Annotated in this window: 16 protein-coding genes; 5 read left to right on the top strand and 11 right to left on the bottom strand. The window is 62.0% G+C overall.

All coding sequences use genetic code 11. The annotated features are described in order from the left end of the window. Window positions 1-172 precede the first annotated feature (172 nt). Complete coding sequence (locus tag H8S62_RS08190) at window positions 173-1,567, top strand: NAD(P)/FAD-dependent oxidoreductase (protein WP_155147557.1); 1,395 nt, start codon at window positions 173-175, stop codon at window positions 1,565-1,567. Window positions 1,568-1,872: 305 nt separating this feature from the next. Here the strand turns inward: H8S62_RS08190 and H8S62_RS08185 are convergent, their stop codons facing one another. Then, on the bottom strand, window positions 1,873-2,976 hold the full coding sequence (locus H8S62_RS08185) for a S8/S53 family peptidase (protein ID WP_155147559.1): 1,104 nt from the start codon (window positions 2,974-2,976) through the stop codon (window positions 1,873-1,875). A gap of 324 nt (window positions 2,977-3,300) precedes the next feature. On the opposite strand from H8S62_RS08185, the gene H8S62_RS08180 reads away from it, so the two are divergent. Beyond that, entirely contained in the window at window positions 3,301-3,630 is a 330-nt protein-coding gene (locus tag H8S62_RS08180; RefSeq protein ID WP_186918980.1) for a hypothetical protein, read from the top strand. 189 nt (window positions 3,631-3,819) lie between these two features. Continuing rightward, the gene (locus H8S62_RS08175; protein WP_155147563.1) at window positions 3,820-4,659 is read left to right on the top strand and encodes a C39 family peptidase; all 840 of its coding nucleotides are present in this window, start codon (window positions 3,820-3,822) and stop codon (window positions 4,657-4,659) included. A gap of 140 nt (window positions 4,660-4,799) precedes the next feature. On the opposite strand, the gene lepB (H8S62_RS08170) is transcribed toward H8S62_RS08175, so the two are convergent. The 8 genes from lepB (H8S62_RS08170) to H8S62_RS08135 form a co-directional block, all read right to left on the bottom strand. Beyond that, window positions 4,800-5,378 (bottom strand): signal peptidase I, encoded by a 579-nt coding sequence (gene lepB / locus H8S62_RS08170; protein WP_341481032.1) that lies wholly within the window; start codon window positions 5,376-5,378, stop codon window positions 4,800-4,802. Window positions 5,379-5,397: 19 nt separating this feature from the next. Then, window positions 5,398-5,991 carry a signal peptidase I gene (gene lepB, locus H8S62_RS08165; protein ID WP_186918979.1) on the bottom strand — a complete coding sequence of 198 codons (594 nt, stop codon included), beginning with the start codon at window positions 5,989-5,991 and terminating at the stop codon, window positions 5,398-5,400. A gap of 197 nt (window positions 5,992-6,188) precedes the next feature. Next, a complete protein-coding gene (locus H8S62_RS08160; protein WP_186918978.1) occupies window positions 6,189-8,474 on the bottom strand; it encodes an ATP-binding protein in 2,286 nt (761 codons plus the stop codon). Next, complete coding sequence (locus H8S62_RS08155) at window positions 8,471-9,571, bottom strand: metallophosphoesterase family protein (RefSeq protein WP_186918977.1); 1,101 nt, start codon at window positions 9,569-9,571, stop codon at window positions 8,471-8,473. Before H8S62_RS08155 ends, H8S62_RS08160 begins: the two co-directional genes overlap by 4 nt. Before the next feature lie 142 nt (window positions 9,572-9,713). Continuing rightward, a complete protein-coding gene (locus tag H8S62_RS08150; RefSeq protein WP_155147574.1) occupies window positions 9,714-10,499 on the bottom strand; it encodes a TIGR00282 family metallophosphoesterase in 786 nt (261 codons plus the stop codon). Further along, complete coding sequence (locus tag H8S62_RS08145; RefSeq protein WP_341481031.1) at window positions 10,496-10,897, bottom strand: PPC domain-containing DNA-binding protein; 402 nt, start codon at window positions 10,895-10,897, stop codon at window positions 10,496-10,498. The genes H8S62_RS08150 and H8S62_RS08145 overlap by 4 nt, the downstream gene beginning before the upstream one ends. Window positions 10,898-11,246: 349 nt before the next feature. Next, window positions 11,247-12,797: a ribonuclease Y gene (gene rny, locus H8S62_RS08140; protein WP_155147578.1), complete on the bottom strand. Its 1,551-nt coding sequence runs from the start codon at window positions 12,795-12,797 to the stop codon at window positions 11,247-11,249. A 199-nt stretch (window positions 12,798-12,996) separates the two neighbouring features. Continuing rightward, window positions 12,997-13,428 (bottom strand): diguanylate cyclase domain-containing protein, encoded by a 432-nt coding sequence (locus tag H8S62_RS08135; protein WP_186918975.1) that lies wholly within the window; start codon window positions 13,426-13,428, stop codon window positions 12,997-12,999. Between the two features lie 172 nt (window positions 13,429-13,600). On the opposite strand from H8S62_RS08135, the gene H8S62_RS08130 reads away from it, so the two are divergent. Further along, a complete protein-coding gene (locus H8S62_RS08130) occupies window positions 13,601-13,933 on the top strand; it encodes a helix-turn-helix domain-containing protein (protein WP_186918974.1) in 333 nt (110 codons plus the stop codon). Between the two features lie 132 nt (window positions 13,934-14,065). Here H8S62_RS08130 and H8S62_RS08125 read toward each other — a convergent pair whose 3' ends face one another. Next, the gene (locus H8S62_RS08125) at window positions 14,066-14,566 is read right to left on the bottom strand and encodes a deoxycytidylate deaminase (protein WP_155147584.1); all 501 of its coding nucleotides are present in this window, start codon (window positions 14,564-14,566) and stop codon (window positions 14,066-14,068) included. A gap of 228 nt (window positions 14,567-14,794) precedes the next feature. Between H8S62_RS08125 and H8S62_RS08120 the strand changes: the two genes are divergently transcribed. After that, window positions 14,795-15,184: a hypothetical protein gene (locus H8S62_RS08120; protein ID WP_155147587.1), complete on the top strand. Its 390-nt coding sequence runs from the start codon at window positions 14,795-14,797 to the stop codon at window positions 15,182-15,184. Window positions 15,185-15,310: 126 nt separating this feature from the next. On the opposite strand, the gene adhE is transcribed toward H8S62_RS08120, so the two are convergent. After that, complete coding sequence (gene adhE / locus H8S62_RS08115; RefSeq protein WP_186918973.1) at window positions 15,311-17,917, bottom strand: bifunctional acetaldehyde-CoA/alcohol dehydrogenase; 2,607 nt, start codon at window positions 17,915-17,917, stop codon at window positions 15,311-15,313. Window positions 17,918-18,004 lie beyond the last annotated feature (87 nt).

Below are 18,004 nucleotides of genomic sequence, written 5' to 3'. Positions count from 1 at the left end.
TCCCTTCCCGGCTGTACCACTATTGTAATCGGGCGGACATGGTCCTGTAAGAGAGAAAGCCGGAGTTCTTGGTACTTTTTTATGTTTTTTCGTGGCAATTCCTTGACAGCCTATGGTATACTTATCATGGACCGGTATGGCCCGCAATTTATGATAAAAGGGATAGATGCACATGAATTCACGCTATGACGTTGCCATCCTCGGCTGCGGCGAGGCCGGTATTTTCGCCGGATACGAGCTGATGCGCCGCTGCCCCGGCCTTAAGGTGGTCGCCATCGACCAGGGCGCCGACATTTACAGCCGCAGCTGCCCCATCGTGGCGGGTAAGGTGAAGGAGTGCATCCACTGCAAGATTTGCGATACCATGTGCGGCTTCGGCGGCGCGGGAGCCTTCTCCGACGGCAAGTACAACTTCACCACCGAGTTTGGCGGCTGGCTCACCGACTTCATGCCCAAGGAGGAGGTTATGGACCTTATCAGCTACGTGGACTCCATCAACATGGAGCACGGGGCCACCGACAAGGTCTATTCCACCTCCACCCCCGAGGCGCAGGCTCTGGAGAAAAAGGCGCTGGAGTTCGACCTCCACCTCCTCCAGGCCCGGTGTAAGCATCTGGGCACGGAGAACAACCTAAAAATCCTCCAGAGCATTTACGAGACGGCCAGGCAGGGCGTGGAGTTCCGGTTCCGCACCGCCGTGACCAGAATTGAGGCCATCGGGGAGAAGGGCTACCGCCTGACCACCGAGAAGGGGGACACGGTGGAGTGCACCTACTTCATCGCTGCGCCCGGGCGCTCCGGCGCGGAGTGGTTTGCCAACCAGTGCAAGGGGCTGGGTATTGAGCTTATCAACAACCAGGTGGATATCGGCGTCCGGGTGGAGGTGCCCGCCAAGGTGTTCGAGCACATCACCGACGTGGTGTACGAGTCCAAGCTGGTCTACCGCACCAAGGGCTACGGCGACCAGGTGCGCACCTTCTGTATGAACCCCTACGGCCATGTGGTGGCGGAGAACGTGGAGGGCATTAACACCGTCAACGGCCACTCCTACTCCGACCCCGCCCTCCAGAGCGAGAACACCAACTTCGCCCTGCTGGTGAGCAACCGCTTTACCTCCCCCTTCAACGAGCCCTACCGCTACGGCAAGCACATCGCCTCCCTCTCCAACATGCTGGCGGGGGGCGTGCTGGTCCAGCGGTTTGGTGACCTGGTGGCGGGCATCCGCACCAACGAGCACCGGATGAGCAAGTCCTTTGTCCGGCCCACGCTCACCGCCGCCGTGCCCGGCGACCTGTCCCTGGCCCTGCCCAAACGGCAGCTGGACGACATCATCGAGATGATCTATCAGCTGGACAAGCTGGCCCCCGGCACCGCCAATTACGATACCCTGCTCTACGGCGCGGAGGTGAAGTTCTACTCCTCCCGGCTGGCCCTCTCCGGCGAGCTGGAGACCGCCATGGACAATTTCTTCGCCATCGGCGACGGCGCGGGCGTGACGAGGGGGCTGGCCCAGGCGGGCGCGTCTGGGGTCAAGGTGGCGCAGGTGATCGCAGCGCGGCTGAGATAGCCCGGGGCGTCGCCGATCCATTCACAGCGCAGCGGAGAATTGCCGCAGGCGGGATTTACTCCCGCCGTCGCGGATGAAATAAAAAAGGCTCCCCCGGGGCCTTGGCCCCGGGGGAAACGACGGCGCGGGCGTGACGAGGGGGCTGGCCCAGGCGGGCGCGTCTGGGGTCAAGGTGGCGCAGGTGATTGCAGCGCGGCTGAAATAGCCCGGGGCGCCGCCGGCACCATTTGCATTGCTGCGGCACGCCGATCGAACTCAAAAAATATAGGCGGCATCGTTATTGTAACGATGCCGCCTATATTTTTTTACGGCTGCAGCGTGTCCTGAACGGCGGCGATAAACGCGGTCGGATGGACGATATTGCTGCCGTTTGTCCCTGTGGAGCAGGTATCAAAGAGAAGCTGAACGATTTGCTCGTTGCTCAGGTCGGGATTTACCTGCCAGCCCAGAGCCAACACGCCTGCCGCGTAAGGTATGCCCCAGCTCAGACCGCCCTGCCCGGTATACTGGTAGGACGGCGAACCCTTTGAGTATTCTTCGGCTACCGTCCTGTAAGAGGTGGGAGCGCCGATTTGGGCAGCGGGAATCTGATACGTTGAGCTCGGAAAACCGCCGACGCACATGGCAGGGTCCTCGCGGTGGGCACGGTCATAGTAGGCGGGAGCGATGATGCCTGTCTCCGCATCGGAGCGGCAGTCCAAAACAAGAATCCCCTCGTCTTTCGCGGCGGCAAGGGCTTCGTCCCACATATCCAGGTTTTCAGTAAACGGAGAGCCAGGGCCGGAGGGGGCAGCCGAAACCGAGACGACCCGTATTTTTTCGCCCTCAGGCAGCTTTTTGTTTTCCTCAATGATCCAATAAAGCCCCTCTGCGTAATACTGGCTGTCACATTTCCATGAGGGCGCTGCGGCATAGTAGACGTCGGCTCCGGGGGCGACGCCGAGGGTCTCGCCCACCAGAATGCTTGTTACCGCGGGGCCGTGCATGGAGCCGCGGTTTTCGTCCGTTTCACAGCCGGTATCATGATAGGCAGCGATTTTACCGGCAAATTCGGGGTGATCCGTCAAGAGGTTTTGATCGATAATTGCCACATGGACGCCTGCCCCGGTGATCCCCTGCTCATGAATGGACCGGACTCCCAGGCCGGGGTCTTTGCCCTCCTCCATCATCTGGGCCTGAAGGTCCTCGCTGCCTTTTAAGACAGTTCCTTCATTAAACGTAAAAGTAAAAATATCATCTCTGCTGTAGTCACTCTCTTCATAGACGCTTTTATTGTCGCCCGACCAGGTTGAAGCGCGGATATCGTCATATGGGTTCACAGTTAAGGCGGGCGCTTCTTTTTCAGACTCACAAGCAGTCAGCAGCAACAGCACCAAAGGCACACACAGCAATATCTTCTTGTGTTCCATCTGCAGGCCGTCCTTTCTTCATCCGTATCAAAATGTTCCTCAGGATACCAAGCATTATATAGCTCCATTCCCGTGCTGTCAAATGGGCCAGCCTGACGGGGTGAGTGGGGGACAGATAACGGACTTTGTACGCTCTGTATACAGTCCCATATCCATTAAAAAGGGGCTGTAAAAATTTTGTAAAGTGAGAAAGTACGGGGTTTTCCACATTGTCCACAGGGTTTTCCACAGTGGATAACAGGCAGGTGAAAACCTGCCCTATGCAGTCTGGGTTGACATAAAAGCGTGTCAAGAATAAAAACTGTGTCGGAGTGCACAAAGATTTTGGAGGACAGAATCCGGACGTTCGGGCCGGGGGCGGAGGACACCGATACCGATGCAGCAACCCCGCCGAAATCGACGGCTGGCAGACCAAATGGGAACGTGGAGGCGTGGTTCCAGAGCCATACCGGCAAGAACGGTTGCCCCCTGAAGACCGAAAACAAGGACGCGGCGGATCAGCGGAAGTACGTCGCGCTGAGCAGGGAGGAGAAGGAGATGCTGGTGGATGTGGCGTCCGGCGCCGCCATCTCCCTCCGGGACGCCCATGGCGATATCCTGCAGGCCATCCGCAACAGCCTGACCAATCGTTCGGTGGACATCACTGTGGAGTAAGCAAAGACAGGGCACGGCGGCGGGAAACGTTTCCCGCCGTCGCTTTTTGATTTCATTACTTTGACAATTTAAATTATAAAAACGACTCGAGGATTGGAAATAAAATGCATTGCGCCCCGGGACGGCGGCCCGTATAATTGCTTCATCGTGCCAAAAGGCACGAAATCGGAAATTAAAGGAGATCGAGAGATGAAAAAAGCAGTCACTCTGGCACTGACCTTGGCGCTGGCGCTCGGCCTGACGGCCGGGTGCGCGGAAAACGGCGGAGGGACGCAGTCGCCCGGGGCGGCCCAAACATCCCCTGAGGATGCCAATCCGACAAACATCCAAACAGCCGAAAACTTCACCGACGAGATGAAGATTCCCCACGCCGCCGACATCTCCCCCGAGGACGGGGCGGACAGCGTGGAGCGGGCGGGAGACCATGAGGACTCCCCCTACTTCAGGCACCCTGATTTCTACCGCATGGAGTCCACCGATACCCTGACCATCCTCACCGGCTTCAGGACCATCCAGCAGAGCAGCGAGTGGAGCTGCGGCGTGGCCTGCGCCCTCATGGTGCTGGACTGGTACGGCAGGACCGGGGACTGGAACGAGGAGACCCTGGCCGGTCTGCGGCACGAGCTCACCGGCGAACTGGCCGACTACCCGGGGACCACCCTGCGGCAGGCCATGGACATCTTCGACGGAGTGGGCGGCTTTACCTATAAGACGACTCTGGACGAGCCGGAGATCTGGATGGAGGACGTCCGGTCGTATCTGGCCCAGGGACAGCCCGTTATGGTGGCATGGAACGACTGGGGCGGCCACTGGCAAATTATCATCGGCTACGACGACATGGGCACTGAGACCGAGCAGGACGACGTGTTCATCGTGGCCGACCCCTATGACACCACCGACCACAATCAGGACGGCTACGGCATTTACCCCGCCGAGCGGTTCCTCTACAATTTCAGCATGTACGGCGCGTTTCCGGAGGCGGAGGGCGGCAGCGATATGCTGTATCTGGCGGCCTGGCCGGCGGCGTAAGAGGCGGCGCTGGCGCAAAGCGCGAGGGCGCCTTCCTAAAGAGGGCGCCCTCACACGGCTGCTGGCCGGATACGGCCCGCACGGGCCGTATCCGGTGAAAATAAGAGAAAGAGAGACGCCCGGCCGGGCGTCTCTCTTTCTTACTCTATCATTCCGAAATGCCCGAAGGGCAGGGCGACAAAGAACGCCCGGCCGATGACGTACCGCTCGTCCACCGTGCCCAGCTCCAGGAAGCGGCTGTCGGAGGAGTTGTTGCGGTTGTCGCCCATGACGAAGACCGAGCCCTCGGGCACCACCACATGCTCATTGCCCATGCGGGAGTCAAAGGGCTGCTGCATGGGCTCCTTGATATAGGGCTCGCTGAGCTTTACGCCGTCCACGGTGACGGTGCCGGCGTCGTAGTCGATGTCCACGGTCTGTCCGCCCACGGCGATAACCCGTTTGACGATGGGACCGCGGACGTTGGCAAAGTATTTGGTAAGGACCACCACATCCCCCTGGGCCGGGGTGTACCCCAGGGTCTGGACCACCATCATGTCCTTGTCCCAGAGGGTGGGGTTCATGGAGTCGCCGTCCACATAGATGAAGCGGCCGACAAATACGAAGATGAGGATGATGCAGACCAGCGCCACGGCCAGGGCCTGAAGCCAGTCGTAAAGGGCACGGGCGAAGCCGGAATCCTCTTCCTCCTGCGCCGGGTTGTTCAGGGTCTCGTCCACGATAGGCAGCCTCCAAAAGTTAAATCTTGCCGAAATTCCCAAAGGGAAAAAGGACCAGCCGGGCGCAGCCCAGCACATAGCGCTCGTCCACCGTGCCCAGGGTCAGGTCCCGGCTGTCCGCCGAGTGGTTGCGGTTATCTCCCATGACGAAGATGGAACCCTCGGGCACCACCACATGCTCGTTGCCCATGCGGGAGTCGGTGGGGGCGAGCATGAACTCGTTGATATAGGGCTCGCTGAGCTTTACGCCGTCCACGGTGACGGTGCCGGCGGCGTAGTCGATATCCACGGTCTGGCCGCCCACGGCAATGACACGCTTGACGATTGGGGCCTGGGCGGCGTCGAAATGCTTGTTGAGGACCACCACGTCCCCCTGGGTGGGAGTATAGCCCAGGCTCTGGAGAACCAGCTTGTCCCCGTCGTGCAGGGTGGGCACCATGGAGCTGCCGTCCACGCCGATGAGACGGCCCACAAAGGTGAACACCAGAATCAGAGTCACCAGAATAAAGGTGAAGGTCTGGAGCCAGAAGTAGAGATCCAACTGGAAGGACTGGGCGCCGGTGATGTCCTTACGCTCCGCCTCAGGCCGCAGCTCCCGCTTGCCTCTCGCCATGGCGTTCCACCTCCGCTGAAATACATAGACATGTATTATACCCCTTTTTTTCCACAAATGCAAGGCGGGCGCTGTGCCCGGGGGCGGGGACGCTGGGCGAGGAGGGCGGGGAAACGGAGCGAAGACCCCGCAGGCTTTGCAAAGCGCGGCGGAGCAGAAGTCCGGGGACCCCGTCAGGCGAAGCGCGGGCGCACGGCTCAGGAGCCGCCGCAGAGGGTGTGAAGCGTAACGGCGGCGTCGTCCGCGCCGGAGAGGTACGCGGCCTCCCGGCTGTGACAGGTGAAGAGAAGGACCTGGCGCTCCCGGCCCAGGGCGCGGAGATAGTCCAGAGCCAGGGCCATGCGGGCGTCGTCGAAGGCATCCAGCGCGTCGTCCAGCACGATAGGGGCGCACTCGTCCCCGGGGAGGGCCAGCCGGCACACCGCCAGCCGGACGGCCAGGTAGACCTGCTCCGCCGTGCCCTGACTCAGCAGCAGGGTCCTGCGGGGCAGAGGGCTGTCCGCCTCCTCCGCCATGGCCTCGAACTCCCGGTTCAGGGTGACTTTGCCATACTTGCCTCCGGTGAGGACGGAGAGGATGTCCCCGGCCTCGGCATTGAGGGCGGGAGAGAAGCGGGCCTGGAGATCGGAGTTGGCATCGGCGAGGCCCTCAAGCGCCAGGGTCAGGGCGTCGTACTCCTCCCGGCGGCGGGAGAGCTCCTCGGTGAGCTCCTCCCGGCGGGCCTGGAAGAGGGCTGGATCCCCCAGGGTGTTCAGCTCGCCTCTGGCCATGGCCAGGGTGCTGCGCAGGCGGCTCAGCTCCCCCTCCGCGGCGGAGAGGGAGGCGGAGACGGCCTGAGGGTCGAAATGCTCGTCCGGGGCCCCGCCGTCGGCAGCCCCTGCGGCGCAGTCACCGGCCTCGTCCGGTCTGGGGAGGCTCTCGGCCAGCTTTCTGGCCCCCTCCAGCCGGACCCGGGCGGTGGCGAGACGCTCGTCCAGGCTCAGGGCCCGGGAGATCGCGGCGGAGACCCCGAAGGTATCGGTTACACCGGGCTCAAAGGTGTGGACCAGGTCCAAAAGGCATCCGGCGAGCTCCTCTCGCTGTGCGGTAAGCTGGAGACGGGAGTCCTCCACCGCCTGGGCCTTGCGCTCCGCCTCGGAGGCCAGGACGCACTTCTCCCGAAAGGCGTTGGCGTTGGAGAGAATATCGTCGGGGTACTCGGCGGCGTAGCGGGCGAGAAGACCATCCGCCGTCCGCTCAAGGCTCTTGGCGCGGCTGCTGCTGACGGCCACGCACAAGACCTCCGTCAGGACGAGGAGGCCAGCTCCCGCGCCTGCGAAAACAAAAATGGAATTGGGTTGGAGCAGCAGTCCCAGGCCCGCGACCGCGCCGCCCAGGATAAGGCCGATGAGAAGGCCCAGCCAGCGCCATTTTTTCTGCTTATCCGCCCCCGAGCGGCAGGCGGCCACCGCCGACGCGTCCGCGCTGGCCCTGCGCCACGCCTCGTCGGCGGAGAGGCCGGGGAAGAGGGGATCCACTGCGTCGGCCCGGGCCTTGTCGGCTTTGGCCCGGGCCTCCTCCACCTGGCCCTCGGCCAGCTTCAGGTTGGCGTTCACAGTCTTCAGGTAGGCCAGGTCCTCCTGGGCCTGGCGCAGGGTCTCCCGGTCGGGGGGCGCGCCGTGCTTGGTGAGGTCGGCGGTAATGGCGTCCACCGCGGCCTGGGCGGCCTCCAAATCAGCCTGGGCGGCCTCGTACTGCCGGATACGCGCCTGGTTGGCCTGGCTGCGCCAGGCGCTCAGGGCGGCGGCCAGGGCGTCCCGCCGGGCGGTGAGGGCGGCGATTTCCCGCTGGGCGTCCTCAGCTTGATTCCTGGCCTGGGCCTGCCGGGCCAGGGTGTCGTTCAGAACGGCAAGCTCATTTTCCAGCTTGGGGATGAGGCCGCTCTTGTTGTGCCTGCGGCGGCGCAGCCACTCCCGGAGACGGGCGTCCACCTCGCTGTAAGATACATCCTCCTCTCCGGAGGAGACCAGTGCGGCGATGCGCCGCTCCAGCTCGGCGCTCTCGCCGATGGACGCGCCCCCCTGGCCCACAAAGGCGGAGCGCTCGAAGACCTCACGGGAGACCCCCAGAAGCGTCTCACCGCAGTTCTCGGCGGTGAGGCCGGCCACGGCCTCGCCGGTGTCGGTATAGACGGCGGAAAAGCTGCCGAAAGGGGTGCTCCCCTTGGGCCCCCGGCGCAGGGTGATATGCTTCCCCTGCCAGCTCAGCTCCATGGCGCCCTCCATGGCTCCGCCGGACCAGGGCTGGTAACGGTTTTTTTCGGCGATGCTGGTTTTGGTGTCCCGCTCACGGGTGGGGATGCCGTAGAGCATGGCACGGATAAAGGCGCACCAGGTGGACTTGCCCCCCTCGTTGGGGGCCTCAATGAGGTTGAGGCCGGGGGAGAGCTCCAGCGCGGCATTTTGCAGACGCCCGAAGCTGGCGGTCATTCGGATGATTCTCATGGGCAGCAGTCCTCCCCGTTTTCCAGCGCGGCCAGACCGAAGCGGACGGCCTTCTCTACCAGGGCGCGGTCCCCGCCGTTCTCCGGAGCGTCCAGGTTAGCGCGCATCCGGCGGAGAAAGAGGCCGGTAAGCGTATCCTCGTCGGCCCGGCTCCACAGGTCACGGCGGACCCTGGTCTGGTCCCGGAGGGTCACGCTGTAAAAGCGGGGGGCGGCCACTGCCTCCAGCGCGTCCAGGTCCAGGCCGTCAATGCCGCTCTCGCCGGTGAGGAGGATGCGGTAGATATCACGGCGGGCGTCCCCGGGGAGGGCGGCCTCCAGCGCGGCCTGGGGGGTGGCCCCCCGGGATACGTCCACAGTCAGAATTTCATAGCGGCGGGAGCACAGGGGCACAAAGTCCATCAGGGCCGCGCCCGGCTCCACGCCGCCGGACAGCACGCCCTTGTCCCCCAGCTCGTCAAAGCCCCGGCCCTCGGGACAGCCGGGGTAGGCCCAGTAGGTATCTCCGGCCTTCTGGAGGCCTGAGCAGGTGTGGATATGGCCCAGGGCCAGGTAGCTAAGGCCGCTCGCGGCGATGTCGGAGGAGGTGATGGAGCCGTACCTCCCGTTTCCGTCCACGTCCCCATGGAGAACCATCAGGTGGACGGCGCCGTCGTCGGGGGCGCGGAAACCCCTGAGGGGGGGCTGGTCGCAGTAGGGCGCAGTGAAGGCCGCACCGTGGACCACACAGCCCAGGCCGGGCAACTCCACCGACTCAATTTCAGCGCTTGAAAAGATATGTACGTTCTCCGGCCAGGCCAGGGAGGCCCAGGCTGAGCGGGGAGAATAGAAGTCGTGGTTGCCGGGGGCGATGAAGACGCGGGCCTTCATGGCGCCCAGCGTCCGGGCCAGGGCCTGGGTGGTCTCGTAATAGGGGCGGTCGCTGTCGAAGAGGTCGCCGGAGAGGAGCACGAGGTCGGCCTGGGTCCGCTCACACAGGTCGGCCAGCCGCTCCAGCAGGGACCGCTGCTCCTCCCGCCGCTCCGAACCGCGCTCCGTGGAGAGGGCGGCAAAGGGGGCGTCCAGGTGGAGGTCGGCGGCGTGGATGAGTCGTATCATAAGTGCCTCCGAGAAAGTAGAGTAAAGGAAAACATAAAGGCAAGCCGGCGGCTGTCTTGAGCTCCGCTGCTGGCGGACTGCCCGGGAAGCGCGGAGAAAATGGAGAGGAGCAGCTTAAATGCGTGCTCCCACGGACCTCTGTCTATCCGTTTTCATTGATATCAAGCCGTTCTGCGGCCACGCATTTCTTCGCTGCCGTGTCGATGGAGAAGAGGACGCTCTCCAGCTTTCGGGGACCTTTGGCGGCGTCGTACCGGGCGGGCAGGCCGCCCAGGAAGCGGTTGATGGACTGCTGCGGCGGGATGCCCAGCACCCCCTGGGCCGGGCCGGTCATACCCAGGTCCGTGACGAAGCCGGTGCCCTTGGGGAGAATCTGTACGTCGGCGGTGGGGACGTGGGTGTGGGTGCCCCACACGGCCTGGACCCTGCCGTCCAGATAGTAACCCATGGCTCCCTTTTCGCTGGTGGCCTCGGCGTGGAAGTCCACCAGGACGATATCCGCGTCGGACCCGGCCAAAATGCCGTCGGCCACGGTAAAGGGGTTGTCGAAATTGGGGTCCATCTCGCACCGGCCGATGAGATTCAGCACGCCGATGCGCATTCCCCGGGGGCCGTCGTACACCCCCCAGCCCTTGCCAGGCACCCGGGAGGTATAGTTGGCGGGGCGGAGGATATAAGGGCATTCGTCCAGGTAGGGGGCGATTTGGATACGGTTCCAGGTGTGGTTGCCCAGGGTGATAACGTCGGCCCCGGCGGCAAAGATATCCTCCGCCTGGCGGGGCAGAATACCCACCCCTGAGGCGTTTTCTCCGTTGACCACCGTAAAGTGGACGTCCTTAAGCTTTTTCAGGGCCCGGAGATGGCCGGTCAGAAAGTCGAGCCCCGCGTCGGCCACCACATCGCCCACGGCCAGAATGTTTATAATCATGGCGTATCCTCCAGAATGACCAGCTCGTCATAGCCGGTATCCTCGTCATATTCCGCATCAAAGCGGACGCCGTCAAGCTCCAGCAGCACGATTTCCGCCGTGGTGTTCACAATGCATCCCTCCCTGAGGTGGCCGCCCACGGTGGAGAGGTCCTCCCTGGAGAAGGAGATGTGCAGATGGGTCCGCGCTTCGGAGAGGGTGCCCATGAGGGAGACGATCTCCAGCGGCTCACATAGTGCGCGGATATTCACGCCCGAGGCGTCCCGCACCACGGCGGCGCTGACGCAGCCCACCGCGCAGACCACGGACGCGGCCTTCAGATGCTGGGTTTTGGAATAATCCTCCAGGCTGGTGAGCAGGTCGGCCCCCCGGCGAAGGCGAAAGCAGTGGGTTTTCACAAGGCATGTCCCCCTTTTTTTCACAGGACTTATTATATGTGATTTCACGCAAAAGGGCAAAGAAATTTTCTGGACGGAGAGGCGGCGCTTCAGCCTGTCGAAGAACCCTCCGCAGAGCAAGCCCCGCAGGGCTGCGTCGTCCGCAGACGACGGAATAAAGTTTAAATCCGTCATTTCCGGGGACACGGGCCTCAGAAATGACACCGCTCATGACGGAGCGGGCGACTATTTCTCAAGAAATCGAGTCCTATCCGTCATGCAGCCTTCTGTCAAAAAAGACCCGAGGGGCATCTTTGACAAGCTGAAGAGCCGCCGGCGCCCGGCGGGCGCTGGCGGCTCTTTTTAGACCTTACTTCGCGTACTCGATGACCTTGGTCTCACGGAGCATATTGATTTTAATCTGTCCGGGGTACTCCAGCTCGTCCTCGATCTTCTTTGCGATCTCCCGGGCGAGGAGAACCATCTGGTCCTCGCTGACCTTGTCGGGGGCGACCATGATGCGGACCTCGCGGCCGGCCTGGATGGCAAAGGACTTCTCCACGCCGGGGAAGGAGGAGGTGACCTCCTCCAGCTTCTCCAGGCGTTTGATATAGTTCTCCAGATTCTCGCGCCTTGCGCCGGGGCGGGCGGCGGAGATGGCGTCGGCCGCCTGGACGAGGCAGGCCACGATGGTGCGGGGCTCCACGTCGTTGTGATGGGCCTCGATGGCGTGGACGATCTCCTCGTTCTCCTTGTACTTCCGGGCCAGCTCCACGCCGATCTGGACGTGGGAACCCTCGACCTCGTGGTCGATGGACTTGCCCAGGTCATGGAGCAGGCCGGCACGCTTGGCCTGGGTCACGTCGGCGCCGATCTCGGCGGCCAGCAGGCCCGCCAGGTGAGAGACCTCGATGGAGTGGTTGAGGACATTCTGCCCGTAGCTGGTGCGGTATTTCATGCGGCCCAGGAGCTTGATAAGCTCGGGGTGCAGGCCGTGGACATTGGTCTCAAAGACGGCGCGCTCGCCCTCGGCCTTAATGGTGGCGTCCACCTCGCGCTTGGCCTTCTCCACCATCTCCTCAATGCGGGCGGGGTGGATGCGGCCGTCCTGAATCAGCTTCTCCAGGGCGATGCGGGCGATCTCCCGGCGGACGGGGTCGAAGCAGGAGACCGTGATGGCCTCCGGGGTGTCGTCAATAATGAGATCCACGCCCGTCATGGTCTCCAGGGTGCGGATGTTGCGGCCCTCGCGGCCGATGATGCGGCCCTTCATCTCGTCATTGGGCAGGGGAACCACAGAGACGGTGGCTTCGGCCACATGGTCGGCGGCGCAGCGCTGGATGGCGAGAGAGAGGATCTCCTTGGCCTTGGTGTCCGCCTCGTCCTTAAACTGGGCCTCGATCTCGCGGATCTTCATTGCGGACTCGTGGGTGACCTCCACCTCAAGCTGATTGATGAGATAGGCCTTGGCCTCCTCGGCGGTAAAGCCGGAGATCCGCTCCAGAACCTCCATCTGGGTCTTCTTCACCGTGGAGACCTCCTCGCGGGCCTCCTCCAGCTCATTGAGCTTCCTCTGGAGATTCTCTTCCTTCTTCTCGATGTTCTCGGTCTTTTTGTCCAGGTTCTCTTCCTTTTGCTGGAGCCGGCGCTCCTGCTTCTGCAGGTCGGAGCGATGCTCCTTCATCTCGCGTTCGAAATCGTTGCGGGCTTTGAGAATCTCTTCCTTCGCCTCCACCAGGGCCTCGCGCTTCTTGCTCTCGGCGCTCTTGATGGACTCGTTGATGATACGCTTGGCTTCCTCTTCTGCGCTGGTAATCTCTTTTTCGGCGGTCTGCTTGCGGACCTGAATGCCTACTGGTATACCAATCAGCAGGATGCCCACCAACAGGCAGATGATGCCTGTAAGAATATACGGTAGCATGAGCTCTGAACACACCTCCATCTTTCTTAGATTTTCAAGTTTCATATTAGTCGGTACGCACAAAAATGAAAAGCAACCCCTCTTGCTTTTCAAAAACTATACCTAATCTATTTTAAGTCTACGGCGCTTTTCTGTCAAGAACATTCGCATTCGATAGAAAACGAGGCGGGGAGTACTCCCCGCCTCGCGGCCCAATGCATTAAAGAATATGCGCGTCCGCCTCCCGGAGCGCGGCTGCGGCACTGGGGTGCCGGGCGCTGTCGAAAACCGCCCAGCCTGTCGTCAGGCCGATGCCCAGCTCCTGAAAACGCTGGGGCAGCGCGTCGGAAAAGTCCGCCTCCAGCTTGCGGGCCAGAGCGGGAAGAGATTTGGCCCCGCCGTCGGCGGACAGCAGAACAAAGCGGGCCCCGGAGGCGCGGAAGGCCGAATCCGCAGGGAGAAGGGCGGCTGTCAGGGCCAGCAGCTCGTCCCCTGCCCGATAGCCCAGGGTGCCGTTAACCTGATTCAGCCCCGCGACGCGGACCAGCAGGACCCCCGCGCCCGGCGCCAGCGACGCCAGCGCGGCCTGCAGGGTCTCCCGGTTGCCCAGGCCGGTCAACCAGTCCCGCCCTGCCGCAGTTTGCTGCTCCATCCCGTCACCCCCCTCTTATCAAATCCTGATGGTGTTAATTATAGTTTCATTTTGTCTCCTAGTCAATAATTTATTGTAGTTGAGGATACAATAAAGAGACGTTTTGAAACGTACACTGTTTATTGAACGGGCCACCCGTTATAATTTCAGCAAAGGCAAGGGGGTGGAGAGTTTGCTCTGTCATCGGCTGAAGGAACTGAGAATTTCTCATGGGAAGACCCAGCAGGACGTGGCTGCAGTGCTGAATATCTCGCGCTCAGCCTACGCGCTCTATGAGACGGGCAAGCGGGAGCTCAACTACGGCTCTCTGGCCGCCCTGGCCGAATTCTATGGCGTCAGCCTGGACTACCTCTTCTGCCGGAGCGAGGTGCCCGAGCCGCTGGGCAGCTTCAGCCCCGAGGAGCGGCTGCTGCTGGAGCGCTACAGGGAGATGGACCCCCGGGGCAGACGGCTTCTCTCGGCCATGGCCGATCTGGAGTGCGAGCTGGAGTCGGACCGGCACTGAGCGGTGATTGAAACATTAAAAAAGCCCCCTAGGGGGCTTTTTTGACAGAGAGCTGCATGACGGATATTCATTTGAGCGCGTCGCCTGCGGACGGCGGAACTCTTTGAGGCTTCCCCTGCGAGGGCTTGCGTCTCAGGCCTGTTCGGGCGCCGGCGGGTCGGCGGGGAGGGAGTCGTCGTCCCGAATCCAGTCCTCCACGTGGACCACGGAGAACTCGCTCTTGCTGTTGCGGATGACCACCCGGGCGATGCCCGCGTTGATGATGAGCCTGCGGCACATGGCGCAGGAGGTGGAGCCGGGGATCAGCGCGCCGGTGGAGGGGTCCACGCAGGCCATGTAGAGGGTGGAGCCGATGGTCTCGCTACGGGCGGCGGAGATGATGGCGTTGGCCTCCGCGTGGACGCTGCGACAAAGCTCATACCGCTGGCCGGAAGGAATTTTCAGTGCCGCCCGGGTGCAGTGGTTCAGGTCCACACAGTTTTTCCGGCCGCGGGGCGCGCCGTTGTAGCCGGTGGCGATGATCTCGTCGTTACGGACGATGATGGCCCCGTAGCAGCGGCGCAGGCAGGTGGCCCGTTCCGCCACGGTCTCCGCAATGTCGAGATAGTAGTTTTCCTTGTCGATTCGATTCATAATGGGGCACCTCCGGCGTTTTTTCACAGTATAACGGCTTTTTGGCCCCAACGCAAGGCAAAAATGTCCGTACACCGGGGATTATTCACATATTGTTTACGACTGGTCCCTTGACGGAAAACCTTCAAAACGCTATCATAAGCAGTAGTTAAGAAAATATTAAGTTCCTACCGTGCGGGCCCGTTCAGGGCCCGGCGATTTTTTCAGCAGAAGGAGACGCGACCTTTGATGAATTGGCTAAGAAAGGTTATGTACGGCCGATACGGAGTCGATCAGTTCTCCCTGTTCTTGATGGGCCTTTACCTGGTCCTCTATTTGGCCGCCAATATCTCCCGGCTCGGGGTGCTGGGCTGGCTGGCCATGCTGCCCGCCATTTTTGCCATCTTCCGCATGTTTTCCAGGAATCTGGCCAAGCGGCGGGCGGAAAACGCCAAATTTATGGAGCTGGCCGGCCCCCTCATCCGCTGGGTGCGGATGCGCCGGACCATCCATCGGGACAAGGACCACTGCTACTTCAAGTGCCCCAACTGCGGACAGCACCTGCGGGTGCCCAAGGGGAAGGGGAAAATTACCGTCACCTGCCGCAACTGCGGCGTGAGCTTTGAGGAAAAAAGCTGAGACAAAAGTGCCTGGACTGCAAAGTCCAGGCACTTTCATATTGTTGGGCGGGCCATAAATACTTTGCGTCATGCGGCGTTGCCTGGACAGAACCCTGTCCAGGCAACGTCTCTTTTTGCCGTCCGCTTACTTGCCGTAGTAGGCGCGCAGGTACAGCTCCTTGATCTCGCTCATCAGGGGATAGCGGGGATTGGCGGCGGTACACTGGTCGTCGAAGGCCTGCTCCACCATGGCGTCCAGGGTGTCCAGGAATTGCTTCTCGTCCACGCCATAGTCCGCGATGGTCTTCTTGATGCCCACGGCGGCTTTCAGGTCCTCGATCTTGGCAATCAGCTTCTGGACGGCCTCGGCGTCGTCCCCGGCCTGGATGCCGCAGAACCGGGCGCACTCGGCGTACCGGGCCATGGTGTGGGGGTACTGGTACTGGGGGAAGGTGCCCATCTTGGGAGGACACTCGGCGGAGTTATAGTCCACCACCAGGCTGATAAGCAGCGCGTTTGCCACGCCGTGGGGCAGGTGGTGGAAGGCGCCCAGCTTGTGGGCCATGGAGTGGCAGACGCCCAGGAAGGCGTTGGCGAAGGCCATGCCCGCCATACAGGATGCGTCGGCCATCTTGCTGCGGGCCTCCGCATTGGTGCCGTCGGCGTAGGCCGCGGGGAGGTAGTCGAAGACATTCTTCATGGCCTTGAGGGCCAGGCCGTCGGTGTAGTCGGTGGCCATCAGCGAGGCGTAGGCCTCCAGCGCGTGGGTCAGCACATCCACGCCGGAGGCGCTGGTGAGGCCCTTGGGCTGGCTCATCATATTGTCCGTGTCGATGATGGCCATGTTGGGCATGAGCTGGTAGTCGGCCAGGGGGTACTTCACGCCGGTGTCCTGATCGGTGATAACAGCGAAGGGGGTCACCTCGCTGCCGGTACCGGAGGAGGTGGGGACGGCCACGAAGTAGGCTTTCTCCCCCATCTTGGGAAAGGTGTAAACCCGCTTGCGGATGTCCATGAAGCGCATGGCCAGGTCCTGGAAGTCCACCTCCGGGTGCTCGTACATGACCCACATGATTTTGCCCGCGTCCATGGCGGAGCCGCCGCCCAGTGCGATGATGCAGTCGGGCTGGAAGGCCGTCATGGCCGCCGCGCCCTCCTGAGCGTTTTTCAGGGTGGGGTCGGGCTGGACGTTGGAGAAGACGGTGTAGACGATGCCCATCTCATTGAGCTTGTCGGTGATGGGTTTGGTGTAGCCGTTCTGATAGAGGAAGGAATCGGTGACGAGGAAGGCCCGCTTCTTGTCCATCACGTGGCGCAGCTCATCCAGGGCCACGCTCAGGCAGCCCTTCTTGAAGTAGACCTTTTCCGGTGCCCGGAACCAGAGCATATTCTCACGCCTCTCCGCCACAGTCTTAATATTGAGCAAGTGCTTCACCCCCACGTTTTCCGATACCGAGTTGCCGCCCCAGGAGCCGCACCCCAGGGTCAGGGAGGGGGTCATTTTGAAGTTGTAGAGGTCGCCGATGCCGCCCTGGGAGGCGGGGGTGTTGACCAGGATGCGGCAGGTCTTCATCACGTCGGCGTGGCGGGCCATCTTCTCCTTCTCCCTGAGGTCGATGTAGAGGGAGGAGGTGTGGCCGTATCCGCCGTCAGCCACCAGCCGCTCCGCCTTTCGGAGGGCCTCGTCGAAATCGGCGGCCTTGTACATGGACAGGACCGTGGAGAGCTTCTCGTGGGCGAAGGGCTCGGAGGGGTCGGTGCTCTCGATCTCGCCGATAAGCACCTTGGCCTCCACGGGGACCTCCACGCCGGCCAGGGCGGCGATGGTATGGGCGCTCTGACCCACAATCTTGGCGTTCAGCGCGCCGTTTAAGAGAATAATGCCCCGCACTTTGTCCAGCTCGTCGCCCTTGAGGAAATAGGCCCCTCTGGCCGCAAACTCCTCCTTTACCGCGTCGTAGATGGGGGCGAGGACGGTGACGGACTGCTCGCTGGCACAGATCATGCCGTTGTCAAAGGTCTTAGAGTGGAGGATGGAGCTGACCGCCATTTTGATGTCGGCGGAGGTGTCGATGATGACGGGGGTGTTGCCGGGGCCGACGCCCAGGGCGGGCTTGCCGGAGGAGTAGGCCGCCTTGACCATTCCGGGGCCGCCGGTGGCCAGAATCAGATCGGCATTCTGCATGACGGCGTTGGTCAGCTCCAGGCTGGGGGCGTCAATCCACCCGATGATCCCCTCCGGCGCACCGGCAGCCACGGCGGCGTCCAGGACGATTTTCGCCGCCGCGACGGTACAGCCCTTGGCCCGGGGGTGGGGGGAGATTATAATGGCGTTGCGGGTCTTCAGGGCCAGCAGGGTCTTGAAGATGGCGGTGGAGGTGGGGTTGGTGGTGGGGATGACGGCGGCGATAAGGCCCACCGGCTCGGCAATCCTCTTGATGCCGAAGGCCGTGTCCTCCTCAATGACGCCGCAGGTCCTGGTGTACTTATAGGCGTTGTAGATGTACTCGGCGGCATAGTGATTTTTGATGACCTTGTCCTCCACCACGCCCATGCCGGTCTCCTGGACCGCCATTTTCGCCAGGGGGATTCGGGCCTGGTTGGCGGCGGTGGCTGCCGCCAGGAAGATGGCGTCCACCTGCTCCTGGGTGTAGGCGGCAAATATCTTCTGGGCCTTTCGCATCGCTTCCATTTTCGCGAGCAGGGCCTCGGATGTATCAATGTATTCGGCGGTCTGTGTCTTCTTGGCCATTTGGATAACCTCCTAAATAGATAAGCATCGTCAAGATGGGAACTGTAATTGATAAAGTTTTAACAATGTGCATTATAATTATTTGTT

The sequence above is a fragment of the Lawsonibacter faecis genome, from assembly GCF_014287675.1.
GTDB lineage: Bacteria > Bacillota > Clostridia > Oscillospirales > Oscillospiraceae > Pseudoflavonifractor > Pseudoflavonifractor faecis.
Note: the sequence above shows the minus strand (reverse complement) of the source record. Positions and strands in the feature narration are given on the sequence as shown.

Coding starts and splice junctions, on each gene's coding strand:
- H8S62_RS08190 (WP_155147557.1), top strand. CDS start 173: ATGAATTCACGCTATGACGTTGCCATCCTCGGCTGCGGCGAGGCCGGT.
- H8S62_RS08185 (WP_155147559.1), bottom strand. CDS start 2,976: ATGGAACACAAGAAGATATTGCTGTGTGTGCCTTTGGTGCTGTTGCTG.
- H8S62_RS08175 (WP_155147563.1), top strand. CDS start 3,820: ATGAAAAAAGCAGTCACTCTGGCACTGACCTTGGCGCTGGCGCTCGGC.
- lepB (WP_186918979.1), bottom strand. CDS start 5,991: ATGGCGAGAGGCAAGCGGGAGCTGCGGCCTGAGGCGGAGCGTAAGGAC.
- H8S62_RS08160 (WP_186918978.1), bottom strand. CDS start 8,474: ATGAGAATCATCCGAATGACCGCCAGCTTCGGGCGTCTGCAAAATGCC.
- H8S62_RS08155 (WP_186918977.1), bottom strand. CDS start 9,571: ATGATACGACTCATCCACGCCGCCGACCTCCACCTGGACGCCCCCTTT.
- H8S62_RS08150 (WP_155147574.1), bottom strand. CDS start 10,499: ATGATTATAAACATTCTGGCCGTGGGCGATGTGGTGGCCGACGCGGGG.
- rny (WP_155147578.1), bottom strand. CDS start 12,797: ATGCTACCGTATATTCTTACAGGCATCATCTGCCTGTTGGTGGGCATC.
- H8S62_RS08135 (WP_186918975.1), bottom strand. CDS start 13,428: ATGGAGCAGCAAACTGCGGCAGGGCGGGACTGGTTGACCGGCCTGGGC.
- H8S62_RS08125 (WP_155147584.1), bottom strand. CDS start 14,566: ATGAATCGAATCGACAAGGAAAACTACTATCTCGACATTGCGGAGACC.
- H8S62_RS08120 (WP_155147587.1), top strand. CDS start 14,795: ATGAATTGGCTAAGAAAGGTTATGTACGGCCGATACGGAGTCGATCAG.
- adhE (WP_186918973.1), bottom strand. CDS start 17,917: ATGGCCAAGAAGACACAGACCGCCGAATACATTGATACATCCGAGGCC.